Genomic DNA, 25,004 nt, shown 5'->3' with positions numbered 1-25,004 from the left:
GGGCTGTCTCAAAATAGATGGCCCTTGAATTAAAAATCTAAAAGATACAAAAAAAGGCAGTCCCATTCGAGACTGCTTTTTTGTATACTTTTTTTATGCGTAATCAAGAAAATATACATCAAGATTATACAACTTATTCAACTGGATATCAACTCTCTTTAACGATGGATATTCAAGTTTATATTCCACCTCATGATCCTGTACGTTTGCTTAATCAATTATTGGAGGGATTAGATGATAAAAAATTATTAAGCACTTACTCTGATAAAGGGAGAAATTCTGTCGTACCACCGGTGATCATGTTTAAGATTTTAATTTACGCGTACATGAATCGCTCTTTTTCTTCACGAGAAATTCAGCGACTTTGTCAACGGGATATTCATTTCATCTGGTTATTAAATGGATATCCAGCGCCTAGCCATCATACGATTAATCGATTTAGAAAACATCATTTAAGCGATGGTGTCATGGAAGATTTATTTGATCAATTCATTGAGTGTCTTCACACCTTAGATGAAATTCATTTTAAGAACCTATTTATTGATGGAACAAAAGTTGAAGCCAATGCCAATCGCTATTCGTTTATTTGGTTAAAATCAGTGACTAAAAATGAAGCGAAGCTCCAGGTCAAAATAGAAAAACTCCTTCAACAAGTGAATGACAGCTATCTCACTTCCTATTCATTTGATGTTAAGAATCCATTACCTGTGTTAGAGGCTTGTTTATTGAATTTAAAAGAAAAAGTCATCGAGCAATCTCTTGAATTTGTTTATGGGAAAGGGAAGCGAAAAACAGAGCTTCAACGTCAGATTGAAACACTTGAAGCATTCATAGAGAAACAAATCATTTACTTGGACTATCAAAAAATGATCGGTTCAACCCGCTCAAGTTGTTCAAAAACAGATCCGGATGCCACCTTCATGCGAATGAAAGAAGATCACATGAAAAATGGGCAACTCAAACCTGGGTATAATGTCCAGATTGGAGTTGAGGCCGAGTATATCGTAGGTGTGGGCGTTTTTCAGTCAGCTAACGATGTCCCCACACTCATTCCATTTTTAGATTCCCTGAAAGGTCGGCTTTCCAGAACGTTTAAACAAATCATTGCGGATGCTGGATATGAAAGTGAAGAAAATTATGCTTATTTGAAGGAAAACCATCAAAAAGGTTTCATTAAGCCCCTCAACTATGAAACCTCAAAAACAAGAAAATATAAAGCTCAACTGGGGAAACGAGAAAACATGACGTACGATGAACTCAACGATACCTATACGTGCGCAAATGGCAGAACGTTAAAACCGATCGAAGTTAAAATTCGAGAAAGTCAGACCGGTTATCGAAAAGAAGTCACGATTTATGAATGTGAAACCTGCCAAGAGTGTCCTTTGCGTTTAAAATGTACAAAAGCGAAAGAAGGAAACTCAAAACGATTGGAAGTGTCTAAAAAAATGCTTTCGCTAAGAACAGAGTCCCTTAAAAATATCCAAAGTGAAGAAGGGATTCTGTTAAGAAAGAATCGTTCGATTCAAGTCGAAGGTGCTTTTGGCGTGTTAAAACAAGATTATGGCTTCAGAAAATTTTTAACCCGTGGAAAAGTCCATGTCACAGTCGAACTATTGCTTCTATGTTTTGGATATAATGTGCAAAAATTACATAACAAAATTCAAAGCCATCGTTGCGGACAACAACTTCATCCAGGGAAAGTGGCTTAAAAAATCAGAATAGACTGTCATTTTGAAGGAAAGAAACGTCCTTCTTTTCGTCGTGCTTAAAATTAAGTCTAACCCATAAAATTAAATTTACAGACTGATTTTTTTACGATGAATAGCCAAAAAAAGGAGCATGTCGCTCCATGACTATAAAATTTTAGTCATTTTGATACAGCCCCTTTTATTTATCACGCGTTAAAAGATGTTTACTCTCTTTATTCATACTCTTTGACAATCCATTGATCATAAAAATCAATAATTTCTTTCATCACTGAAACATCTAATCGATAATCTAAGTCATATAAAACTTCATGATACATTCGGCGTATGTCTTGCGGCATTTCTCCTACTGACGGATAGTCTTCTTCAAATTGTTCACGAACTGTATCTAAAAGAGTTGGATTAATGACAATATCGTGCCCTCGATTTTGATAACTCATAAATTTAAAATGTTGAATCGATCCAAACAAATCAACAAATTTAGCGAAATTTTGTTGATAACTAACCACATCATCATCTTGACTATGCATAAATAAGACATGTGTCTTCGTTTGACTTAACGCGTCTAATCCATTTAATTGGACGTATTCACCAAACTTTAACCATTCATAAAGTTTTATATATGGCGTTAAAAGATGAGAGAGTTGACCTAAAATCGGTTCTTCCATAAAATTCATTAAATCCGCTGAATCATAAAATCCCGATCGTTCAACAATCGCTGTAATATCTTGATGTTTAGTTAAGACACTCATTGCCGCATATCCCCCTACCCCATGACCATATAACATAAGAGGTAAATCATCAAATGATTCCGAATCTTTAATATAATGAATAGCATAATCTAAATCAATAATGGCCTGTGGTAAGCCAACAATACTTCTTCCTTCACTTAAATCAGTTCCTGTTCCATCGAAAGCGAAAACAAGGTAGCCTTGTCTTGCCATATAATCAATTTCAGGTAAATACCGATTATGCCCAGCTTCAACTCCTGAAGAAATAATAATGATGCCTTTAGGTTGCAAGACTTCTACATTCTTATATAGGACACCTGCTAACATTTGATGATGATTGGATGAAAAAAAAGTTTGAGTCGCTTGTAACTGATCAAACTCCGCCACTTCGTATTTCAAATAGTCAGGTGTTTCTTGTCGACTTCCAAACCGATGCTCATACAGCATAAAACTCATCGCCATTGGAAGAAATAAAAAGATGGTCATTCCTATGAGCAAACTCATAAAAAGTCGCCTTTTTCGAAACTTCACCGTCATTCTCCTCCCTATTTTTCAATGATTACTTGCTTAGAGTATATGACACTGATTTTAAGTTATTCTATTAAAAACCATTCCCGCTCTTAACGACTCCCAAATTCCTTGTAAATGATAAAGTTTACCTCCCTTTCACCGTGAATTAGTCATCATTTTTCTTTAATCTCTACGTTCATGAGTAACCTTGTCGGTTAATCGATTAATGAAAATGATGATTCCTTAAATAAATTATCTAACGATTAAATCAGACTCTTTACAAATTCATTAACTTAAAAACAATAAAAGGTCACCGTGACCTTTTATTGTAAGAATGATCCTATTATTAAAAAATGGTAAATATTTAGATTAGCTTTCTTATCACTAGCTATTTAACAACAGTGAGATCACATCTCTGTAACAATAGAATGCTGACCTGAATTTTTATTAAGCCATATTTTTTATCCTTGTTTTCTTACTCCGTTAATGATTAAAATCTGTCGCATTATCTGGTAAAGAGTTCATTCGATGCAAGAACTGCTTGACTTTATCTCCTTGAGAATGATCGAAAGCATATCCTAAATAACTTCCAATTTCTTTTGCTAGTTTTTGTACAAACGGTTCAATAGAAAATAAGTTTTCCCAAACTGAATGAGGATTGATGATGGAACAGACACTGATATAGTCTAAGTACGTATGTTCTGGTAAATATCGCTTTAACCAACGTTTATGACGTCCTAAATCAACTTTCCAGTCATACTTAATACCGATTTTCCAGCTTAATAACGTGGTAATCTCTTGTAACAATTCTCCTTCATACATTCGGATGACTAATGGTATTTCATCTCGGTAAAGTGCTTTGGCCACTTCAATTTGATACCACCAAATATTATTTAATAACTCATGAAATTCTTCTTCGGTTGGTCGTTGAACATAATAGGCGCTATCATTCGGTTCATCAAGCGCATGAAGCAAATCATCTTTATCTAAAATGACTTTTGATAATGTTTCTTCGTAAATGACCGCCCATAACTGATGAAGCGAAATAAACTCTAGATCAAGTCTTACACCGTCTTTAAATTGAATTTGAAATAAATATGCGTAATCAGATAATACGCTTTTTCTACTAATGACAACTTCCCCTAAGTGATTCATCCAATTTGATTGATGAAGATAATCATAAAAAAAATTATCTTGAATAAATAATCGATAATGATAATCTCTTAATAAATCAATTGGAGCATGTTTGTTTAATCGTTGTCCTGTCTGAATCATCAGACGAATAGGTTCTTCTTGTTTCACAAACTGCAGAATCTGACTTTGAACTAAAGACGACGATCTCATTTTCATCATCGAATGTTGCTGATCGTGACTGAGACTATAAACAGAAAAAACCACCCCACCTATCATAATTTTTTCTTCAAGTGTCATTCCTAATCGCTGCACAAGATTCATCATTTTAAAGTCAAGTGCGTATAAACGAATAACTAACGTTTGAATTCTTAGAGTTCCAAAGGCATAATCCATGACTAACTTCAAACACTCTAAAACGACTTCCACACTTGTGTCCTCTATTTCCCAATCATAAACGATTTCAAATGTCATCAAATCTTTTAGTTGCTTTAATGCGATCGTCCCCACTGGTAATCTTGTTTCATCAAGAATGATTTCCCACTCTAAATATAATAAATGGGTTTGAGGTTGGATTAATAAATAAGGAGCATCCTCCCATTGTTGAATGGGGATATTGGTATGCTTCCCTTTAATCAAATGATACTGGCTTGTTTGTAAGTACATCTCTAACTCTCCAATTTTATCTTTATCTATTCCTATAAAAGCTATTTTATCGTGATTCGTACGAGCATTTATGTGTCAACGCTTAAAACAATTTTTACGTCTAAATAGTCTTTATTATCATTTTATGTTTATCTACAAAAAGTATACACTATCACCTTTTTTATTTTCCTCCCTTCTTTCAGATTGTTTTAAGACATTTATGCTAAAATAATGAAAAGAGGTGAAAGATATGAGAATACTATTAGTTGAAGATGAGGTTCGATTAGCGGATGTCATTGGACAAATTATGAAAAGCCAAAAATATACCGTTGATATTTTTAATGATGGCGATTCTGGTTTAGATTATGGTCTAAGTGGCATTTATGATCTCATTATTTTAGACGTCATGTTACCTAAACGAAATGGCTTTGACATTCTTAAAGAATTACGCCATCACAAAATCACAACCCCTGTCTTATTTTTAACCGCAAAAGATGAGATTAGCGATAAAGTCTACGGGCTTGATCTAGGTGCTGATGATTACCTAACGAAGCCCTTTGCCACCGAAGAACTACTCGCCCGTGTCCGTGCCCTGCTTCGCCGTCAAGGTGATGTGGTGACCGATGATTGTGTTCATTATGAAGAAACGGAACTTAATTTATCAACTCATGAACTTCGATGTCAGGAAAAGAAAGTACAACTTGGACTAAAAGAATTCAACATCTTATCTTGTTTAATGCATCATGGAAATCAAATTGTCACGAAAGAATTACTGATTGAAAAGGTTTGGGGGTATGACGCTGAGGTTGACTACAATAATGTTGAAGTTTATATTTCCTTTCTTCGAAAAAAACTTCAGTTTATCAACTCTTCGGTTAAAATTAAAACCGTTCGTGGAGTCGGATACTGCCTTGGAGTGAACTCCGATGATTAAAAAATTAAAACGTCGGTTTATTTGGATTAATTTATCCATTTTACTCACCATTTTCTTTGCCTTATTTGCTGGAACTTTTTATCTGATGTATCAAAGTGGAAAAACACAGGCCATTAAAGTAATGCAACAAATCGCTCAAACGGAAGGAAAAAATTATAATCTTCCTTATCGTGATTTAATGATGCCTCAATCGAAACACGATCCGATTCCTATTAATAAAAATTTATGGCGTGATAGTTTTACCATTATTTTAGATCAATCGAATCATCTCGTTCAAATGATTACTAATATTGATGAAAGTTCCGATTTAACAAGTTACGAATCATTAGTTGCTGATGTCCTCTCCTTAGAGAAAGACGAGGGAGTAATTTCATTCAATGATTTAAACTTACGTTATTTGATGCAAATTCATCCAAATGGAACAAAGATTCTTGTCTTTTTAGATCGATCATCAGAAATCGCAACCCTCTCACAACTGATTTTAGTGTTGGTTGCCATCGGTATCATTTCTATTATTATTTTATCGATTATTAGTTATTATTTAGCAACTTGGGCGATTCGACCAATTGCTTTAGCGTGGGAAAAACAGCAGCGATTTGTGGCAGATGCCTCACATGAATTAAAAACACCATTAACTGTCATTCAAACAACGACAGATGTTTTATTAGCGAATAAAGATCACACAATTATGAGTGAACAAAAATGGGTTGATTACATTAAATCAGAAACACAACGTATGTCTAAATTAGTGAGTGACTTACTGTACTTAGCCAAAGTTGATCGCCATGAAGCTTTAGTCAAGTCATCCTTTAATTTAAGTGAAGCGATTACACACGTGATTCTCCCTTTTGAATCCATTGTCTTTGAATCTTTGAAATCGTTAGAGATATCAATTGAACCCGACTTGATGTATGTTGGAGAAGAAGCTCGCATTCAACAAGTAGCCGTTATTTTACTAGATAACGCCCTTAAATATGCTCCTGTCGGTACAACGATTCACATTAGCCTTAAACGTCATCATTCGAGTTATCAACTTCAAATAAGTAATGAAGGAGAAGGAATTCCCCAAAAACATCTTGATAAAATTTTCGAACGTTTTTATCGTGTCGATGATTCTAGAGCTCGTGAAACGGGTGGCTATGGACTAGGCCTATCGATTGCAAAGTCTATTATTGATCAACATCACGGAAGCATTTCAGTGACAAGTGTTCTCAATGGACGAACAACATTCACCGTGACATTACCAACTAAATCCCAACGATTTTCACTTAAACATCTCATTCAAGAGCCCAATTAATGTATTGGGCTTTTTTTAATCATCTCGTTGGACTTTTAAATGAATTTTCGGTAAACTAATCAAAAAAAGGAGGAAAAACTAGTGTTAAAATTGATCTCTTGGAACGTGAATGGATTACGTGCTTGTGTTAAAAAAGGATTTTTAGATTTTTTCAATGACGTGGATGCAGATTTTTTCTGTGTTCAAGAAACAAAATTACAAGAAGGACAAATCGATTTAAAATTAGAAGGCTATTATCAATACTGGAATTATGCCGTTAAAAAAGGATATTCTGGAACTGCTATTTTTACTAAACATGAGCCATTATCCGTCGCTTATGGAATTGGAATGGAGGAACATGATCAAGAAGGACGTGTGATTACGCTTGAATATCCTCAGTTTTACTTAGTGACCGTTTATACGCCCAATTCACAAAATGAATTAGCTCGACTCGATTATCGCTTAAAATGGGAACAAGATTTTCGTTCTTATCTCACAGAACTTGAAAAACTAAACCCTGTCATTATTTGCGGTGATTTAAACGTCGCTCATCAAGCTATCGATTTAAAAAATCCTAAAACGAATACTAAAAATCCTGGATTCACACCTTCTGAGCGTGAGGAAATGACTCATCTTTTGGAGGCTGGGTTTATTGATACATTCCGTCATTTTTATCCGACTAAAGAAAACTGCTACTCTTGGTGGTCTTATCGTGCCAATGCTCGTTCAAAAAATGTGGGATGGCGCATTGACTATTTTATTGCATCAGCTAAGTTAAAAGATCAACTTGAGAGTGCACAAATTTATGCTGAAATTTTAGGATCGGATCATTGTCCAGTTGGATTAACCATTGATTTATAAAAAAAATTGACCATTCGTGCGGCATATAGTTTATCGTTAGCTATATGCCGTATCTCTTTTTTGTAAAAATAAGAAATCAAATCATCTCAAGCAAATAAGGCTCTGTCCATCTAATACAACTATTCCTTAACGCTTCTAAATCGTTCATTCATTCAAATTTTTTCTATTCTGTCCAATAAAAAAAGTCTCTATTCAAGACGTGATTGATTTAGATGTTTTAAGGTAAAAACGAGGAAGACACCCCCAATCAGTAAAAAACTGAATCCTTCTTTAAATGAATGAAGTACTTCCACTTCATTAAAACTCGGCAATGAAAGCTTCTGATTTTGATTGATAACAAAAAAGAGACAACCAAGTGCATTATTTAGACTATGTACTAAAATGGAAGCCCAAATATTTTTAAATTTAAGATATAAAGCGCCACATAAATATCCAAACACCGTTGCTCCAATAAAGTCGACTCCATGAAGAAGTCCAAAGCTAAGTGACATGGTTATTAAAGACCAAAAATCCGAAAAACGTTGAGATAACCGACTCAATATGACACCTCTAAATAACAGTTCTTCAAAAATAGGAACTAAAAAAGAGATCGTTAAACAGGCAAATAATCAATCGCTGTCATTCGTAAAACTTATAAGCGATTGATGAGATAGATTCATCGCTAACGATTTATTCACATAAAAAAGAAGACTTAAAACGACTGGATAACCACCTGAAGATATAAAATATTGCGTGACAAATACTAAAAGTCCACACCACAGGAATTCTTTATCTTTCAAGCCCTTTAGATTATACATCCATGCTTTATACCGATAACTTGAACAACTAATGACGTAACTAATCATGATCATATAACTAATAAAATTGATAAACCCACGATGACTGATTGAATGAATGAGCCATGATCATTAAATTCATCATGGACATCAACAATTGAATGAGACTACAAACGATGATTGTCCGCCAAGCTAACGTTTGAGAAAATTCTGTTTTCAATCTAATCCCCCCCCGCTTTCATCAAAATCTAAATTTATTACATAACACTAGCTTTGATGATGTGACGCGATCTCATCAAATACAAAAAACTATCCTTAATAAGGATAGTTAGCTAGCTTTATTTTTGGCCAAATTCGGTTTGATTAAATTGATGAAGTTTTAATAAGTGTCTAATTTGACATTGTAAATAATGACAATTATGACTAACTTCTAATATCATCTTAGCCGCATTTATGATAAAGATGATACTCCAAACACTGCTAAAAATAAGAATTTTAGAAGCTATTTTATAGCTATAAACAGTCGGTAATAGTAACGTTAAAACAAGCAATAACATTAATGCCCCGATTAAATACATATTGAATCGTAATCTTGCACTAATTCCAACTAATAAATTCAATGCATCACCCAATTTATGATTTCTCATTTCTAATAATCTAGTGGGAATGTTATTTCCTGAATTCATAAAGGCGTGTTTCATGTTTTTTGTCAAAGTTAATTGAATTAATAAATATTGACGAACGACTCCCACCACGATTCCCGTTATAATAATTAAGATCGTAATAAATATATATCCTTCAATGGTTGGACTTTTCATTAACAACGTCACTAATGAAAGAAGTGACAAAAAAGTTCCTAAATTAAAACCATCTAAAAAAGTCGAAAATGATTTAGGATTTTCCATATGACTTCCCTCCCTTTTTACATTTTTTTATTTTATCACCTCAAAAATGAATAACTTGTCTATCTCTGTCATCCATTCATAAATATCTTTGCCACTCACAGACTTTTATACTACAAAAATCACATTAAAACGACAACTAAACTTAATTAAGATTATCTAACTGCATATAAGAATGAACCATACCTAAACTATTATTCAACTGTATTAAATGATGTCTTTTAATCAGTAATTGAGTCTTTAGTTCCATTAAAAATGTTTTTAAGATGACACTTTACCTCTTGATTAATCTCCTCTTTCAAGATATCATTAAACCTAAGCTTTTACCGACAAAATATCTAACTAATAGACAAATTTAAATAAGGGGGATTTTCACGCATGTCTGTCATCACTAATTTTCAAGTTTATGACTTAGAAGAAACCATTATTTCAAGTGGCTATGCCATGATTGAAGAATATAATGAACAATATTGTTTAGAACAAATCAACACGTTAAAAGAAGCTTTAGCTTCTGATAACCGTCACTATACTCGTGTATTAAAGTTATTAAAGGCCCCTTTAAATAGTGGTCATTGCTCATTCGCTAAAGGGATTGTCGTTAATATGGATCTTACGTTTACAAATAAAGCATGGATTGAATTTCAACGTTATCACTTTGCCGATATCATTACAGGGATGAGCACAATGCACCGTATTAGTAAATTTAATTTAGAAGAGGCTTTTAACGAGTACACCGATCCAGTCATCATTGAGCGATTAAAAGAACTTCAATCCATCTATCATGAAACAAATGCTAAAGAGGATTATTTAAAGTTACTTTATTCAACACCAGCAGGATTAAAAATGACAGGTCGTGTAACGACGAATTATTTGCAACTGATGAACATTTGGTCACAGCGTCATACTCATCGATTACCAGAGTGGCGTCAATTTTGCGATGAGCTAATTGAAAAACTTCCATTATTCAAGGAATTTTTAATAGCAAATGGTCAACTAAAAGAAAATTAAATCAGTAAAAAACCTCGTATGATTGATACCCTATTAGAGTATTTTATACGAGGCTTTATTTTTCGCACTAATCTTTCATTTAAAATAAAAAGCTTGAAGTTAATGACTTCAAGCTTTTTATCTTCTTTTTTATTTATTAAGCTTCATGTCTTGGACGTTTTAAGAAGCCTAAAATAACAGCTCCAACAATCGATCCTACTAAGATTGCAACTAAATACATTGGCCAATTTCCTACGACTGGGAAAACGAAGATTCCACCATGTGGCGCTGGTAACGTACATCCAAAGATCATTGTTAATGCTCCCGCTACTGCTGCTCCTATCGCACATGAAGGAATGACTTTAAGTGGATCTGCCGCAGCAAATGGAATCGCACCTTCTGTAATAAATGAGGCTCCCATGACGTAATTGACTTTTCCTGAATCACGTTCTTGTGGTGTAAAACGATTTTTATAAAACGTTGTCGCTAATGCAATTGCAAGCGGTGGAACCATTCCACCTGCCATAACAGCTGCCATGACCATTTCGTTTCCTGATTGTAATGAAGCAATACCGAAAACGTAAGCTGCTTTATTAAATGGTCCACCCATATCGATTGACATCATAGCCGCTACAACAATTCCTAAAATGACAGCTGAGCTTGTTCCTAAACCATTTAAGAAATTAGTTAATCCGTTATTTAAATAGGCAACCGGAGGATTAACAACGAACGTCATCACCACTCCAACTAACAATGTTCCGAATAATGGATACAGTAGTACGGGTTTAATTCCCTCTAATGATGATGGTAAGAAACTAAAGACTTTACGTAATCCTAACACTAAGTAACCGGCAATGAATCCCGCTAGTAATGCTCCTAAAAATCCTGCTCCACCTGTGTTAGCTAAGAGTCCACCAACAAATCCAACGACCATTGCTGGGCGATCAGCAATACTAACGGCAATAAATCCCGCTAAAACCGGTAACAAAAAGCCAAACGCTGCATCTCCGATAGATTTAAAAAATGCGGCAAGTGGAGTATTCGATCCAAAGTTAGCTGGATTGATTGAACGATCATCAAATAAGAACGCAAGTGCGATTAAAATTCCACCTGCAACAACAAATGGTAACATATTAGAAACACCATTCATTAGATGTTTATATAATTGACGACCTAAACTTTCACTAACTTCTTCTTCTGTGTTTGCTGATCCTTCTGAACTATGATAAATAGGTGCATCTCCGTTAATGGCACGATTAATTAATTCCTCAGACTTATGAATTCCATCGGCAACTTTCGTTTGAATGACCTTTTTACCATTGAATCGAGCCATTTCTACTTTTTTATCTGCTGCAACGATAATCGCATCACAGTGTTCGATTTCTTCTTTAGTTAAAACATTTTTTGCTCCTGCTGAACCGTTCGTTTCAACCTTGATAGAAATTCCCATTTCAGCGCCTTTTTTATTTAACGCCTCTGCCGCCATAAACGTATGCGCAATTCCTGTTGGACAAGCCGTAACAGCTAGTACGCGTGGATATTTCGCATCTCCTCGTTTAGGTGCTTCATAAAACTCATCTGTTTGTGATTCTGTTTCTTCTTTAAACGCTTCTGTTTCTTTAGCGTCAATTAACGATAAAAACTCATCTACTGTATGAGCATTCATTAACTTCTTACGGAAATCTTCATCCATTAAAATAGTTGATAAACGTGATAACACTTCTAGATGAGTGTTATTAGCTCCATCCGGTGCTGCAATCATAAAGAATAAGTGAGCTAAACTACCGTCAAATGATTCATAATCCACACCCGCTTTACTAACTGCAGCTCCTAGACATGCTTTTTTCACTGCACTTGTTTTAGCATGTGGAATGGCAATTCCTTCACCAATTCCGGTTGTACTTTGCTCCTCACGAGCAATAATTCCTTTTTTATAGGCTTCCTTGTCACTTAAGTTCCCACTAGCATTTACTAAATCAACTAATTCATCAATCGCTGCTTTCTTATTGTCTGCTTTTAAATCCAAGCTAATTGACTGTCTGCTTAATAAGCCTGTAATTCTCATGGTTAGACCTCCATTTATAATTGATTAACATGAATCTCCGATACTAATTGATCAATATACTCACGTGTCGCCACATCACTTGAAAATGCCGTTGCACTTCCACTTGCAGCTCCTAAACGTAATGCCTCATCATAACGTCCTGTTTTTTGGTATCCTGCGATAAACCCAGCTACCATCGAATCTCCTGCCCCTACGGAGTTTTTCACCGTTCCTTTTGGAACATTACTGCGATAAACTTCCCCACTTTCAGTTAATAAAACTGCGCCTTCACCTCCCATTGAGATTAAGACATTTTTTGCCCCCATTTCTTTTAATCGCTCACCATAGTGAAGTAAATCCTCTAAGCTTGAAATGGTAACGTCAAACATTTCAGCAATTTCGTGATGATTAGGTTTAATTAAGAACGGATGATATTTTAACACATTTAATAATAAATTTTTTGTGGCATCTACGATGACTTTAATTTGCTTTTTCTCGATGTACTTCATGATTTGTTCATAAAAATCATCAGGAAGTGATGACGGGATACTTCCTGCTAACACAAGCGTATCTCCTGATTTTAGTTCATCTAGTTGACGATACAATGAATCAATCGCTTCTTGAGAAATGGTTGGACCTGCTCCATTAATTTCTGTTTCGTCTGTTTTAGTTTTTACTTTCATATTAATACGTGAATACCCTGAAGATAATGAAATAAAGTCGGTCTGAATTCCTTTTTCTTCTAAGCTTTGTTTTATAAACTCGCCTGTAAATCCACTCACAAATCCTAATGCTTTATTATCAATGTTGTGTTGATTTAAAATTTGTGAAACATTAATTCCTTTTCCTCCTGCATAAAAATTCTCTGTCGAGATACGGTTAACGGTTCCTTCAACTAATTGATCCATGTTAACAACATAGTCAATTGAAGGATTAAGTGTTACTGTATAAATCATTTTCTCACTACCTTCACTAATGTTTTATCTTGATATTGATTTAAATCTTCCTGGCGATTTGTGACGATGGTTGCTTCATCTATTTTTGCAAATCTAGTGAAACTTACCTCTCCAAATTTTGTTTCATCTACTAAAACAAAGACATCATTTGCCGCTTTGATCGCATTCTCTTTAATCATTGCTTCTTCTGGGTCAGGTGTCGTGAATCCATGTAAATAATGAACACCATTACTCCCCATAAAGCATTTATCAAATCGATAGCGTCCTAAAGTTGAAATGGCTTCATAGCCTACGACTGCTTTTGTTTTTGGTTTCACCTTACCACCTAACACAAAACAGGAGATGTTTTGGTTAATTAATGATTCAACATGAGATAAACCATTGGTCACCACAACAATGTCTTTATCTTTTAGATACTTAATCATCTCATACGTAGTTGTTCCTGAATCAAGATAAATACTATCACCATCTTCAACTAAAGAAGCCGCATACTTTGCAATTAAATCTTTTTCAGTCACGAACTCACTTGATTTATCGTGATAACTTTTTTCTATGAATTTATTTTGAACTGATACGGCGCCTCCATGGACACGCTTTAAATAATTCAGCTCCTCTAGATGATCTAAATCACGTCGAATCGTGGATTCTGATAAATTGAATTTTTCAACCAAATCAGCTACTCTGACCGATCCTTTTTGCTTTAGTTCGCTCACAATTCGTTGATGTCTTTCTTCTGTGATCAAAATTTCACCTCATATCATACTTTACCCAAATATTACTGTTTCTATTATTTTTAAAATATTATTTATGATGTTTTGATTACTTACAAGATCATTTTATTTCAAACGCTTACAAAAAGCAACCATTTTCAATCAAAATTCATTCAAAAACTTTCATTTTAATCACTTCATCTCAAACTTCCAATCAAAAAACCTTCAAAATCATTCATTTTAAAAAGTAATAACTGACCTTCTAACTCCATCATGTGTCTGAAAAAATTCATCTCTTGGCACAATAAAAAGACTTTGTAAAAGTGGATGACGTGTGCTTTACCCAATTGATACAAAGTCTAAATCTATCAATAATCTGATGATTGATCTTAAATTTCACGCGCAAAATAATATAAAGATCCATTTACTCCACAAAGACGCCAACCGTCTTTTCCAAGTTCGTTTAATCTCTCTTCTAATTGTTGATGAAGATCTGTGTATTCCGGATTTAGTGCTGATCTAATATCAATGTTTAATGTTTCTAATTTGTATTCGAATTTTTTCATGATTAGTAGCTCCTTTAATAGGTTTGATATCACATTATAAGAGCCACCTTAAAAAAATATTCCTAAATATTTAAATTTTTTCTAATGTTTTACTTCATTCATGCTGCGAGTGATAAAAATCGTGCTGTGTTACAGCAAGATTAATTTTCATGAGACTAATAACAAAAAAACCGTTTGGTTGTTTTCCAAACGGCATGATTCACTTCAATTAGCACTTTAGTGTGATGTTTTTATTCCTTTTATGCTTGAAATACTAAATCAAAACTAGATACTTTTTTATTGGCAGCCGCATGAGCTAATGCTGTTAATGTTTCATCAGTCATCGTTTCTAAGCGACCTTTAGATAAAACTTCCGCATTTGATAAAGAACACACAAATCGTGTATAAATTTGATCAACTACTGGAAATTTCACTTCTGTATCTTCACAAGATAAGATAATATTTTGACGATTTCCTCTAATTTTAACGGTTGCTGGACATTCATTAATATAGTTGATAAATTCTTTTTCTGTTCTCATGCTAGAAAACCCCTCTCATTTTTTATTTTTGTTTTCCTTGATGAGTTCATTATAGCATGTTGTGAATTTTTTAACAATAACTTTGTGAAAAAAAACTCAATGAAAGCTAATGAAAACGCAAACAAACTAATGAATAACCATAATTTATAAAGGTTTATCAAAAACAGACGTTATTTGAGGCTCTAATCTATTACATTCTTGTCATCTTTTGAGATGATTCTTCTAAATGTTGCAATAAAAAACTCTCTTGATGTCGTTCGTTTGATGTTTCAAACGAGGTATCGTCAAGAGAGTCTATTACGTTGATAAAATAGTCTTGGTTCAGCGTGCTTTTAACTGAGACATAAATATGAATTAATGATTAATTCATCTCCTTTGTCACAATATAATGAAGTTCCTCTTCGTTCATCTCATTTTTAATAATCTCAGTCTTAATTAAACCGCAATCGATCAGTTCTTTTAATCCAACCTCTAAGTCTTTTTTAGCTTCTTCAATTTGAGTTAATGCACCTAAAATATCGCTAACTTCTTCTGTAATTAAATAAATAAAGTAAATATAAATATTTTTGGCTGCGTCTGATAAATCCTTGCTTTCTAAAATATGTTGAGGAATATCCATTGTATTTTCATCGTAATAAAACTCAAAGTTTGTATAGTAATATGTTTTCATTTTGAATCCTTCCTTATCTAATCTAACTATGTCTAATTATACTAGACTTCTCTTTTTTCATCAAAATAATTTATGAATTCTTAAAATCAAACTCTTTTTTCATCCCGTTGATCTTTCCCTCTTTATTAACTCTTCATTTAAAAGAAGATGTCTAAGCAAATCGTGTTAAAAAAGAATTTCTCATGATTTGATGATGATTATGGATTTGACGGTTCATACTATTATTAACCAAATAGCTTACTTAAAATTTCATGATTAAAATGAATGATTTGTTAGAGCGTCAATTTTTTCTAAATGACTTTTAAATTCTTTTAATTAAACGCAACTCAACATCATCTTTTGCATATGATTAAGCATTACTACGGTTATAGGGAGGAGTCAGCATGATACAGATGATCAAACAAACAATAACTTACTTAAAGTGGGATTGGCCGACCCTTCTTTTATTTGAGCTTCTTCATAAACTTTTTGCACTTGTCGTCATCATTCCTTTATTTTTTTCCATTCTCACGTCTATGATGCTAAAAGCAGATTTAACTTATTTAAGCCCTTCTATCATTAATCGTTTTATTTTTTCTCCTTCTACTTTAATTTTAGGCCTTAGCATGATTTTGCTACTTGGATACTACTTTTTTTTCGAACTATCTGCCATCTTTTTGTATTATCAATCCGCCGTTTATAAGCAACACCTCTCTATTTTTTATCTCATTAAGCAGAGTGTTTTATCCTCTTTAAAAATTTTGCTACCTAAAAATCTTTTGCTTTTAATGGTACTAATTTTTTTCATTCCCGCTACAACCTTTAGTTTTAAAACGATTTGTTTAGATGGAGCTTCTATTACAGAATTTTTATTTGATTTTATTTATCAACGGGCTCCTTTACATCCACTGTATTTAATGTTCATTTTAATTCTTGAGGTTATTTTTATTCGACTGATCTTTATTCTTCCTTTATTTATTTATAAGAAACGATCATTCATGAAAGCCTGTCAAGAAAGTTTGAAATTGACCAAAGGATGTCCACGTTATTTAATTCCTTTACTAATTAGTTGGTCTTTATTCGCAGCGGTTATTTTTATGGTGATCTATGGTGTTTTAATTTTAGTCGTTGCCATTTTAACAAAGATCATGACGCCTTCATCAAAGGAACTCATGATTTTTTACGATGCATCCTTCACCATTAAAAATATACTTATTATCATTGTTCCTAGCTTCATGATTATTGGAAACTGTGGTTTTATTACAACGATCTATACCCTATTACCGTTTAATCACTTTGATGAATCCATTTCTTCTTATACCTCAAATCATCGTCATCCTATCTTAATTAGTTTAGCTATTTTAAGTTTATCATTATGTGTTGGAGAATTTATTAGTCCTGATAATTTATACAGTAAAAATGAGCATTTATCAGATGAGATTAAAATTATTGCTCATCGAGCATCCGCAACACAAGTGCCTGAAAATACGTTATCTGCCTTAGATTACGCCATCTTAAGTGGAGCGGATATGGCTGAAATTGATGTTCAACAAACGAAAGATGGTGAGTTAATTTTAATGCATGATTCCAATTTAAAACGAACCACTGGCTACGATAGTAAAGTAAGTGAGGCAACATTCGAACAAATAAGAGCCCTTGAAAGTGGAAGTTGGTTTTCAGATGAATTTTTAGGTGAGCCTATCCCGACGCTTGAGGATGTCCTTCAAAAAAGTAAGGGTGAAATCACACTGATGATTGAGATTAAAGCAAGTGATCACCCTGTTGATGTGGCACGTGATGTCATCAAACTGATTGAAAGCTACGAAATGGAAAAGCAGTGTATCGTTGGGGCGATGGATTATCGTGTCTTACAAGCCGTCAAAATGATGAATCCTCGAATCAAAACCGTCTATATTACCGCTCTTGCTTATGGTGATTATCAAGACCTTGAAGATGTTGATTATTACTCCATTGAGGCATCCTTTATTTCCTTTGCTTTAATTGATCAAATTCATCGATCAGGAAAACAAATCTATGCCTGGACCGTCAACAAAGATTCAACGATGCAATCCATGATTGCCATGCAAGTGGACGGAATTGTTACAGATGACCCTGTTTTACTACAAAGTCAACTTACTCAAATTAATGATCATTATGTTTCCTTCGTTGGGAATTTATTTTTTAGCAAACAATAACGTTCATCCAACTGATTTAAATTTACAATAATAGTAAAAAATCCTTATCTTCAAAGATAAGGATTTTTTGTCTATCGTTAAACTACTCATCATGCGAATGACTGAACAGATGCACAACCTTGATTGATAGATTCACTCACTGAAACAGCCTGTTTAAAGACGTAGCCCATTTGTTCATCATAAATCACCTTTAACCACAAGCCATCAGCTTCAATCACCTCAAATTTCGTATGAGATGGAATCATACTTAAAACTTCAGCAAATACTGACTTATCAGCTCGTAATTTCAAACTCGTCCATGTTTATTGATAGACGGGTATGTGGTGGACCAAAACTTTCACGATAAAACATCCTTTCTAATTTTATTTCCTTCCCATCTTATGATAAAATTCTCTTTTTAGTGTCGTCACCTCTTAAACTCGTTCGAATGACAAAATGGATTCATACTTCTTACCATTCTTTAATCTCGTTTTTTTAATGAATAATAACTGTCGTTTCATCTAAAATGTTGTCATAAACCCACTTCGCATGTTCAGGTGCTAATCGGATACAACCATGACTAAGTGCTTCATTTAATCGATCATCCGTCACTTTCATTCCTGTTGGATCATACAAAACAGAATGATAGTAATAGCCATTTTTTATGCGGGTGGCGTATTTGACTTGATATTGATCCGTTCCAAACGATGGCTTTCGTCCACTAATTTGAAAGGTTCCTGTAATCGTAGGAGTTGCAGCTGCTCCAATTGTACTTGGCCACTTGTAAAGTAAATTCCATGTTCCCTTTGTGCTTTCAAACACATACGTTTGTTTTGATCTTAAATCGGTAGTTAATAAATAAGGCGTCACACTCTTTATTTTATGGTCGTTCACGTATTTAGCCATATCATAGTAAAATAACGTGAGTTGATCCGCATTTATCTTTTGCCCGTCATCAGTTAAATATTGACTAAAAATATAACCAAGCTTGCCTTGATAAAAAACTTGACTCCAAAATCCTTCTTGCCCCACCCATTCAACTTCTTGATGCTTTTTAATTACTTTCATTGACTTTGAATCTTTTTTTGGCTGAGCGCGTAAATGAACTTGATTCGTCGTTACTTGAGTTTTTGACACCGCATCTTTAGACACATAACCGACTTGTTCTTTATAAGAAACTTCTAACCATTCATCATCCGTATCTAGCACTTCAAATCGTGAATAAGGTGGAATCACTGTTAAAATTTTTGCTATTTTAGAAGGCTCTTTTCTTAAATCCAAATGAACAATCGTATACTTATCATTCGTTTCTCTAACCTCTTCTTTACTCATTTTGAGTTCACCCCTTTACTCTATCTTTAAGTATCGTATGATAAAAAATGAGTAGAAGTGCCTAAGCAAAAAAAGATGATTTATAAAATTTAAAGTTAGCCTTCAAGACGTTTTAAGTGCTGATTAAAATGAATTTAAATACACGTTTAGAATAAAAAATCCTTCGTTTGACTAATATCCTTTCAAACGAAGACCTTCATATTCTAAAATGAGATAGATTATCTTATATAAAAATTTATCTCGATTCATGGCTAGCTAATAGTAACCTTTCAAACGTTTGACCCTGTTCATACTTTAAACTATAATCCTCTTTATATCTTGAATATAATTCAAATAGCTCTTTTGTCTCTTCTAAATGTGAATAAACTTTCCAATATCCTTTATAAAGATACGCCTTTCCTTCATGCTCAATAAAGCCAACGACATCTTCATAAGGATAGCCCAAAAAGAAGCCAATTTCGTGTGGAAATGTCTCATTGCTCATTAAACGATCTTTAAGATGGGATAAACAGACTTCCACACTGTTCATTTGATAGCCGATGTTTTCTAAAAAAGTTTTAATTTCAAGTTGATTTAATCGTTTTTCTAACTGTTTCTTTTCATAAACATAAACGAGCGCCCTTTTTTGACCATGTTTTAATACTTGAGCCACAAAATGCACTTGATCAAGGATTTGATTAACTTCTACTAACTCCTGTTGTAATTGATACTCTGAAAGATAAGGGTAACTAAATAAATTTGCGACTTTGATGCGAGCAAGTGCGGGAGCACAATGTTTTATCATATAAGGAATCATTTAACTTACCTCCTGATGAACATCAGTCCACTAAATCGTAACGTTTTAAAGAAATTTTCATAAACATTTGGTTTAACGAAAGAATAGTAACTGTTTAAAAATCAAAAGTCCATCTTTGCTGACCAATCCACCCTAGTGTATTGAGATTTGATTTTAATGTGTGAGATAAATCATGATTTTATACCATCCAAAAGGAATAAGCATTTCTCGTTATGCAAATGAAAAAAGGCAAACATTTCATGTTTGCCTTTTTATCAGTGTTATAAACTTTAACTAGTTATATGCTTTTTGTGCTTTTATTTTTTTACCTTTGATCGTTTTGGTTTTTAAGCCATCAATAACTGTCCAACCTTTTCCATTTAAAATATCAATGTAAGTGACTTGATCTTTAATATCAATAATTCCAATATCCTCTTTTTCTATCCCTTCAATGGATAAAATTGTTCCAACAAAATCAATCGCACGTAGTTTCTTTTTCTTTCCACCGTTTAAATAAATTTTCATAATTTCATTATTCGTGTCAGCGCGTTTTTGTAGACTTGCTTTTGGACGTTGTTTTAATTTTGTTAAAAAGGCAGCTTTTGCTTTTTCAACTTCTGTTGCCACAGGACGTTCCATCTCTGGTAATTCAAAACCAATGTATTTTTGAATTTGATCAAGCAACTTAGTCTCAAACGGCGTCACAAACGTAATCGCTTTTCCGACTTTCCCTGCACGTCCAACACGACCAATTCGATGAACGAAAGCTTCTTGATCATCTGGTAAATCAAAGTTAAATACATGTGTTAAATCACTAATATCAATTCCACGTGCAGCGACATCGGTTGCGATTAGAAATGCAAACTGTCCCATTTTGAAATTTCGCATGACTTCAAGGCGATCCTTTTGCTCCATTCCACCATGTAAACGATTCGTTGGATAACCTTTTGCCTTGAGTCCTTGATATAAAGCTTCGACTGCTTCTCGCGTCGAACAAAAAACAATACAACGATCCGGTGTTTCTACCGTTAATAAATCTTGTAATAAACGAACTTTTTCCTGCATACGAACTGAATATAACGCATGCTCAACTAAATCCGTGGCAATCGATTCAGATTCAATTTTAATTTCACTCGGATTTATTAAATAGCGATTCGCTAACTCTTTAATACGAGTTGGCATAGTAGCTGAAAATAATAAAGTTTGACGTGTTTGGGGTGTCATTTTTAAAATCATTTCAACTGTCTCGAAGAACCCCATATTTAACATTTCATCAGCTTCATCTAAAATAAGTGTGTTCATTTGTTTTAAACTCAACGTTCCACGCTCAAGATGATCAAGCACTCGACCAGGAGTTCCAACAACAATATGTGTCTTTTGTTTTAATTGTTGAGCTTGATCTTTAAATGGTGATTTCCCATAAACAGCAACCACCTTGAGTCGCTTAAAGCGTCCAATATGCATTAGTTCTTCTTGAATTTGAACAGCTAATTCACGTGTTGGCACTAAAATCAATGTTTGTGGTTTATTCTCTTCCCAATCCATTTGTTCACAAACAGGAATTCCATAAGAAGCTGTTTTTCCACTTCCTGTTTTGGATTGCACCACTAAATCTTCTTTATTTAAAACAGCCGGAATGACCTGTAACTGTACCTCTGTTGCTTCATGATATCCTAGTCCATCTAACGCTTTTAAAATATCAGGACTAAGGTTGAATTCATTAAATTTTGTCATGTTTCTACCTCTTTTAATTATGATTACCTTTTATTGTACCACTTCTTCAGCTTTTTGACGCTAAAACTTTATTTTCAACAAAAAAATCTCATGCGCCAACATGAGATATTAATTCTTATGACTGTTTTAGGCACTTGTCCTATTAAGTCATCTGTATTTCTACTATGATCGGATGAATTCATTATATCAACCTATGTATTAAAACACAAGCTTCAATAATTTCCATCCCTATCATTTGCTGAAGATATGAGTCGTAGATCGTAAATTTATTAAGTAAAAAAGATGCGTTAGCAAGTGAAAGAATAGCTCATTAAAAACGATTTGTTTTAATCAAATGAAAAAAGATAGTTCCTTTGGGAAACTATCTCTTCTCTTATTGAGCAACGCGTTCTAAAATATAATCACTGACTTCTTCTGGTTCAATCCCTAAAATCATCGAAAATTCTTCATTTAATAATTTTTTTGCTAAACTCATGACATCTTCATCATTTTTATTGATTTTTTTCATTGAAGATCCTTCTTTTTTATGATGATAAATACTTCTTATTAACGTAATTAATGATTCACAGTCCATTTTGTTAACCATCGAACGAAAGACAAGATTTCTTTCGCGAACATCATCGATCCAAAAAAGCTCATTAGATAAGATTTGTTCAATAAAGTTTTTCACGTCTTCTTTTGAATGTAATCTTCTTGCACTGACTTTTTGTGATTCCACAGGAATCATGATCGTCGTATGTTCCGTATAGATGGGATTTAAAACATAATAATCTTGAGGCTCATCCATTAAAAACTGTTCACTTTTAATATCCATTACTTGACAAACACCTGTTGTTCCATACATAATATAATCATTTATTTTAAACATAGTTAGACCGTCCTTTCAGAGAACTCATTTTCAACTGGACTGACGTTTTAAAATAGCTCACTATATCCTATTATACCACATTTTAGCGTTTATATGTGGTATAAATTTTGATTTTCAAAATTTAAGCCTTTATTCTCAAACTGGACATACAATTTTCTGTAAGTTTTATGATCCTCTAACCTCAGTAGGATCAACACTTTGACTGATAAATGCTTCATTAACATTTGCAGCCCATGATTAATAAATAATCTGTGTTATTGAGCATAAAAGTTCTCTTTTAGTATCTAACAGAGCTAATGAAATGGTTTCATCATCGTGATGGCCAATTGTTTCACTTGAACTAAATACCATTAAAAAATGGAGTGACTGACTTGATTGAGAAGCCGTCCTCCATTTTTAGTTTTATCATTTAATAATGACCTTTAATTAATCGTTCATTAATTTGTTCACTGATATCATTTCGTTTTTCATACACCCAGTCTAAATCAAAAGGAATGTCAAAATTTTTACAGAACGAATAATATAAATTAACTTTTTGATAATATGTTTCAAGGGCTTTTAAACTTTCTTCTTTAATAGCTGGTTTAGGTAATTCATCCACCTCTTGAATAAAATATTGCTCCACATAGCTTAGTAACATTGCCACAATTTCCTCGTTATGTACGTCAATTGGAAGTTTCATAATACGCCACTGTTCATGTTCACTAAGTTGATATCGCCTAATCTTATCTAAAATTAAAATATAGTCTCTAATATCCATTTTACGATACCATGGAACTTGTATAGGCGTGGTGCTCCAAAGCGCCAACTTTTCTTTTAGTGGCAGTCCTTCAATCTTTAAAATAGCTTCACTTGGTCCGATGACGGCTTCTTCAATTAACGGATCATCCATCTCTATTTTCTCCTTTAGAAACGAATAACCTTTTCCATAACTACAAACATATCCGACTTCATAAAGTCCTTTTCTACCGGCACGTCCTGCAATTTGTTTAACTTCTTGAGAAGTCAACCAACGTTCCTCTTCACCATCAAACTTTTGAAGATTCATAAAAATGATTCGTTGAATGGGTAAGTTCACTCCCATTCCAATGGCATCCGTTGACACTAAAATGATATTTTCATGCCCAGTAAAGTCATGATACTGCATCTTTCGTACTTCTGGGGGTAGGTCACCATAAATCACACTGGCTCGAATACCACTTTCACGATAAAACTTTGCTAATTCTAACACTTTTCGTTTAGAAAAAAGAATAAACGCATCTCCAACTTGAGCTTCACTTAATTTAAAGGGCTCCTTAACGATTTCAAGAGGCACCTGACGAACGTATTCGATCACCTCAAAATCATCTTCACAATCTTTTAAAATATCCATCAGTACTTCTTTTGAATTAAGTGCGCCACACAAATGAATTTCTTGGCATCTTAGACCAAGCAAGGCTCGTGTCCAAGCTGCTCCACGTTGAGAATCATCAATCATTTGTATTTCATCAATGACTGCCACTTCATACGTTTGATTAAGGTTTAGCTTCTCAATCGTTGAACTTTGATGAGTGGCACCTTCAATGAGCACTTCCTCTTCACCCGTTAACAAATGACACGGTACGCCTTCTTCATTTAAACGTTCGAAAATCTCTAACGCTAAAATTCTTAACGGTGCTAAATAGACACCACTTGTGCTTTGTTTTAATCGTTGAATAGCCTGATACGTTTTTCCTGTATTCGTCTGTCCTAAATGAAGATAAACTTTTCGTTTAATCGCTCTTGCCTCTTGATACTCATCTTTAGGATTTTGAGGAAAATGAGTTTGAAAGGCATCTGCCATTAGTGTTGGGATATGACTACTAACTAAGGCCGTTAAAATCCCAGAGGCTAAATACTCCACTTCAAATTGATCAACGATATCGTCAAATTCAAATTGTGTTTCATTTTTTTCATTATAGTCTTCTAATAATCGCCGTGAGATGTCATCTAATAGTTCCCGATAGTCTATCACTAAATCTTCATAACCTTTAATCGAACTTCCTTGCATCTGATGTAATTGCTTTAACTTTTTTCTAACAGATGCTTCGTGCGTCCAAAGATTACCGATTTTCGTATGTTTAATCACTTGTCTGATGCCTATTAATTGCTCTTTTAGCTGCTTAAACTCTCGATTATCTTTACGGTTTTTTTTCACTTTCATCACCTACTCATAGGATGAGCGAAATTTTTAAAAA

General features: G+C 33.8%; 23 protein-coding genes. 6 read left to right on the top strand and 17 right to left on the bottom strand.

All coding sequences use genetic code 11. The features are described from left to right. The first annotated feature begins 95 nt into the window (after positions 1–95). Entirely contained in the window at positions 96–1,712 is a 1,617-nt protein-coding gene (locus JRC48_RS02285) for an IS1182 family transposase (protein ID WP_235070257.1), read from the top strand. Positions 1,713–1,924: 212 nt separating this feature from the next. On the opposite strand, the gene JRC48_RS02280 is transcribed toward JRC48_RS02285, so the two are convergent. Both JRC48_RS02280 and JRC48_RS02275 read right to left on the bottom strand, forming a co-directional pair. Continuing rightward, positions 1,925–2,977, bottom strand: coding sequence for a S9 family peptidase (locus tag JRC48_RS02280; protein WP_235070256.1), 1,053 nt, complete (start codon positions 2,975–2,977; stop codon positions 1,925–1,927). Positions 2,978–3,433: 456 nt separating this feature from the next. Next, positions 3,434–4,747, bottom strand: coding sequence for an aminoglycoside 6-adenylyltransferase (locus JRC48_RS02275; protein WP_235070255.1), 1,314 nt, complete (start codon positions 4,745–4,747; stop codon positions 3,434–3,436). 229 nt (positions 4,748–4,976) lie between these two features. On the opposite strand from JRC48_RS02275, the gene JRC48_RS02270 reads away from it, so the two are divergent. From JRC48_RS02270 to JRC48_RS02260, 3 genes are all read left to right on the top strand, one after another. Next, on the top strand, positions 4,977–5,660 hold the full coding sequence (locus JRC48_RS02270; protein ID WP_235070254.1) for a response regulator transcription factor: 684 nt from the start codon (positions 4,977–4,979) through the stop codon (positions 5,658–5,660). Further along, positions 5,653–6,957, top strand: coding sequence for a cell wall metabolism sensor histidine kinase WalK (locus JRC48_RS02265; RefSeq protein ID WP_235070253.1), 1,305 nt, complete (start codon positions 5,653–5,655; stop codon positions 6,955–6,957). Before JRC48_RS02270 ends, JRC48_RS02265 begins: the two co-directional genes overlap by 8 nt. Positions 6,958–7,038: 81 nt before the next feature. Beyond that, positions 7,039–7,797, top strand: coding sequence for an exodeoxyribonuclease III (locus JRC48_RS02260; RefSeq protein WP_235070252.1), 759 nt, complete (start codon positions 7,039–7,041; stop codon positions 7,795–7,797). 188 nt (positions 7,798–7,985) lie between these two features. Here JRC48_RS02260 and JRC48_RS02255 read toward each other — a convergent pair whose 3' ends face one another. The 3 genes from JRC48_RS02255 to JRC48_RS02245 form a co-directional block, all read right to left on the bottom strand. Continuing rightward, positions 7,986–8,357, bottom strand: a complete 372-nt coding sequence (locus JRC48_RS02255) for a CPBP family intramembrane glutamic endopeptidase (RefSeq protein WP_304941334.1) — start codon at positions 8,355–8,357, stop codon at positions 7,986–7,988. Positions 8,358–8,652: 295 nt separating this feature from the next. After that, positions 8,653–8,793: a hypothetical protein gene (locus JRC48_RS02250; RefSeq protein WP_235070251.1), complete on the bottom strand. Its 141-nt coding sequence runs from the start codon at positions 8,791–8,793 to the stop codon at positions 8,653–8,655. A gap of 118 nt (positions 8,794–8,911) precedes the next feature. Continuing rightward, on the bottom strand, positions 8,912–9,478 hold the full coding sequence (locus tag JRC48_RS02245) for a hypothetical protein (RefSeq protein WP_235070250.1): 567 nt from the start codon (positions 9,476–9,478) through the stop codon (positions 8,912–8,914). 375 nt (positions 9,479–9,853) lie between these two features. Between JRC48_RS02245 and JRC48_RS02240 the strand changes: the two genes are divergently transcribed. After that, positions 9,854–10,483 (top strand): hypothetical protein, encoded by a 630-nt coding sequence (locus JRC48_RS02240; RefSeq protein WP_235070249.1) that lies wholly within the window; start codon positions 9,854–9,856, stop codon positions 10,481–10,483. Positions 10,484–10,619: 136 nt separating this feature from the next. Here JRC48_RS02240 and JRC48_RS02235 read toward each other — a convergent pair whose 3' ends face one another. The 6 genes from JRC48_RS02235 to JRC48_RS02210 all read right to left on the bottom strand — a co-directional run bounded on the left by JRC48_RS02235 (position 10,620) and on the right by JRC48_RS02210 (position 15,926). Beyond that, positions 10,620–12,527, bottom strand: coding sequence for a fructose-specific PTS transporter subunit EIIC (locus JRC48_RS02235; protein ID WP_235070248.1), 1,908 nt, complete (start codon positions 12,525–12,527; stop codon positions 10,620–10,622). 14 nt (positions 12,528–12,541) lie between these two features. Next, positions 12,542–13,462, bottom strand: coding sequence for a 1-phosphofructokinase (gene pfkB / locus JRC48_RS02230; protein WP_235070247.1), 921 nt, complete (start codon positions 13,460–13,462; stop codon positions 12,542–12,544). Beyond that, a complete protein-coding gene (locus JRC48_RS02225) occupies positions 13,459–14,205 on the bottom strand; it encodes a DeoR/GlpR family DNA-binding transcription regulator (RefSeq protein WP_235070246.1) in 747 nt (248 codons plus the stop codon). Before JRC48_RS02225 ends, pfkB begins: the two co-directional genes overlap by 4 nt. A gap of 356 nt (positions 14,206–14,561) precedes the next feature. Next, positions 14,562–14,738: a hypothetical protein gene (locus JRC48_RS02220; protein WP_235070245.1), complete on the bottom strand. Its 177-nt coding sequence runs from the start codon at positions 14,736–14,738 to the stop codon at positions 14,562–14,564. Between the two features lie 239 nt (positions 14,739–14,977). Continuing rightward, positions 14,978–15,256, bottom strand: a complete 279-nt coding sequence (locus JRC48_RS02215) for a hypothetical protein (RefSeq protein WP_235070244.1) — start codon at positions 15,254–15,256, stop codon at positions 14,978–14,980. Between the two features lie 361 nt (positions 15,257–15,617). Continuing rightward, positions 15,618–15,926 (bottom strand): hypothetical protein, encoded by a 309-nt coding sequence (locus JRC48_RS02210; protein ID WP_235070243.1) that lies wholly within the window; start codon positions 15,924–15,926, stop codon positions 15,618–15,620. A 383-nt stretch (positions 15,927–16,309) separates the two neighbouring features. On the opposite strand from JRC48_RS02210, the gene JRC48_RS02205 reads away from it, so the two are divergent. After that, on the top strand, positions 16,310–18,100 hold the full coding sequence (locus JRC48_RS02205) for a glycerophosphodiester phosphodiesterase (RefSeq protein WP_235070242.1): 1,791 nt from the start codon (positions 16,310–16,312) through the stop codon (positions 18,098–18,100). 89 nt (positions 18,101–18,189) lie between these two features. Here JRC48_RS02205 and JRC48_RS02200 read toward each other — a convergent pair whose 3' ends face one another. From JRC48_RS02200 to JRC48_RS02175, 6 genes are all read right to left on the bottom strand, one after another. Beyond that, entirely contained in the window at positions 18,190–18,390 is a 201-nt protein-coding gene (locus JRC48_RS02200) for an SH3 domain-containing protein (RefSeq protein ID WP_235070241.1), read from the bottom strand. A gap of 184 nt (positions 18,391–18,574) precedes the next feature. After that, the gene (locus JRC48_RS02195) at positions 18,575–19,411 is read right to left on the bottom strand and encodes an SH3 domain-containing protein (RefSeq protein ID WP_235070240.1); all 837 of its coding nucleotides are present in this window, start codon (positions 19,409–19,411) and stop codon (positions 18,575–18,577) included. Positions 19,412–19,646: 235 nt separating this feature from the next. Further along, the gene (locus tag JRC48_RS02190) at positions 19,647–20,207 is read right to left on the bottom strand and encodes a DUF3793 family protein (protein ID WP_235070239.1); all 561 of its coding nucleotides are present in this window, start codon (positions 20,205–20,207) and stop codon (positions 19,647–19,649) included. A gap of 273 nt (positions 20,208–20,480) precedes the next feature. Continuing rightward, positions 20,481–21,920: a DEAD/DEAH box helicase gene (locus tag JRC48_RS02185; protein WP_235070238.1), complete on the bottom strand. Its 1,440-nt coding sequence runs from the start codon at positions 21,918–21,920 to the stop codon at positions 20,481–20,483. 373 nt (positions 21,921–22,293) lie between these two features. Next, positions 22,294–22,788, bottom strand: coding sequence for a CarD family transcriptional regulator (locus JRC48_RS02180; protein ID WP_235070237.1), 495 nt, complete (start codon positions 22,786–22,788; stop codon positions 22,294–22,296). Between the two features lie 409 nt (positions 22,789–23,197). Beyond that, on the bottom strand, positions 23,198–24,970 hold the full coding sequence (locus JRC48_RS02175; protein ID WP_235070236.1) for a helicase-related protein: 1,773 nt from the start codon (positions 24,968–24,970) through the stop codon (positions 23,198–23,200). Positions 24,971–25,004: the final 34 nt, after the last annotated feature.

The sequence above is a fragment of the Turicibacter sp. TJ11 genome, assembly GCF_021497505.1.
In the GTDB taxonomy this organism is placed as follows: Bacteria; Bacillota_I; Bacilli_A; order MOL361; family Turicibacteraceae; genus Turicibacter.
The sequence above is the reverse complement of the archived record's forward strand: the minus strand, read 5'-3'. Positions and strand labels throughout refer to the sequence as shown.

Excerpts from the sequence above, each read along its gene's own strand:
- JRC48_RS02285 (WP_235070257.1), top strand. The coding sequence starts at position 96 with ATGCGTAATCAAGAAAATATACATCAAGATTATACAACTTATTCAACT.
- JRC48_RS02280 (WP_235070256.1), bottom strand. The coding sequence starts at position 2,977 with ATGACGGTGAAGTTTCGAAAAAGGCGACTTTTTATGAGTTTGCTCATA.
- JRC48_RS02275 (WP_235070255.1), bottom strand. The coding sequence starts at position 4,747 with ATGTACTTACAAACAAGCCAGTATCATTTGATTAAAGGGAAGCATACC.
- JRC48_RS02270 (WP_235070254.1), top strand. The coding sequence starts at position 4,977 with ATGAGAATACTATTAGTTGAAGATGAGGTTCGATTAGCGGATGTCATT.
- JRC48_RS02265 (WP_235070253.1), top strand. The coding sequence starts at position 5,653 with ATGATTAAAAAATTAAAACGTCGGTTTATTTGGATTAATTTATCCATT.
- JRC48_RS02245 (WP_235070250.1), bottom strand. The coding sequence starts at position 9,478 with ATGGAAAATCCTAAATCATTTTCGACTTTTTTAGATGGTTTTAATTTA.
- JRC48_RS02240 (WP_235070249.1), top strand. The coding sequence starts at position 9,854 with ATGTCTGTCATCACTAATTTTCAAGTTTATGACTTAGAAGAAACCATT.
- JRC48_RS02235 (WP_235070248.1), bottom strand. The coding sequence starts at position 12,527 with ATGAGAATTACAGGCTTATTAAGCAGACAGTCAATTAGCTTGGATTTA.
- pfkB (WP_235070247.1), bottom strand. The coding sequence starts at position 13,462 with ATGATTTATACAGTAACACTTAATCCTTCAATTGACTATGTTGTTAAC.
- JRC48_RS02220 (WP_235070245.1), bottom strand. The coding sequence starts at position 14,738 with ATGAAAAAATTCGAATACAAATTAGAAACATTAAACATTGATATTAGA.
- JRC48_RS02215 (WP_235070244.1), bottom strand. The coding sequence starts at position 15,256 with ATGAGAACAGAAAAAGAATTTATCAACTATATTAATGAATGTCCAGCA.
- JRC48_RS02210 (WP_235070243.1), bottom strand. The coding sequence starts at position 15,926 with ATGAAAACATATTACTATACAAACTTTGAGTTTTATTACGATGAAAAT.
- JRC48_RS02205 (WP_235070242.1), top strand. The coding sequence starts at position 16,310 with ATGATACAGATGATCAAACAAACAATAACTTACTTAAAGTGGGATTGG.
- JRC48_RS02195 (WP_235070240.1), bottom strand. The coding sequence starts at position 19,411 with ATGAGTAAAGAAGAGGTTAGAGAAACGAATGATAAGTATACGATTGTT.
- JRC48_RS02190 (WP_235070239.1), bottom strand. The coding sequence starts at position 20,207 with ATGATTCCTTATATGATAAAACATTGTGCTCCCGCACTTGCTCGCATC.
- JRC48_RS02185 (WP_235070238.1), bottom strand. The coding sequence starts at position 21,920 with ATGACAAAATTTAATGAATTCAACCTTAGTCCTGATATTTTAAAAGCG.
- JRC48_RS02180 (WP_235070237.1), bottom strand. The coding sequence starts at position 22,788 with ATGTTTAAAATAAATGATTATATTATGTATGGAACAACAGGTGTTTGT.
- JRC48_RS02175 (WP_235070236.1), bottom strand. The coding sequence starts at position 24,970 with ATGAAAGTGAAAAAAAACCGTAAAGATAATCGAGAGTTTAAGCAGCTA.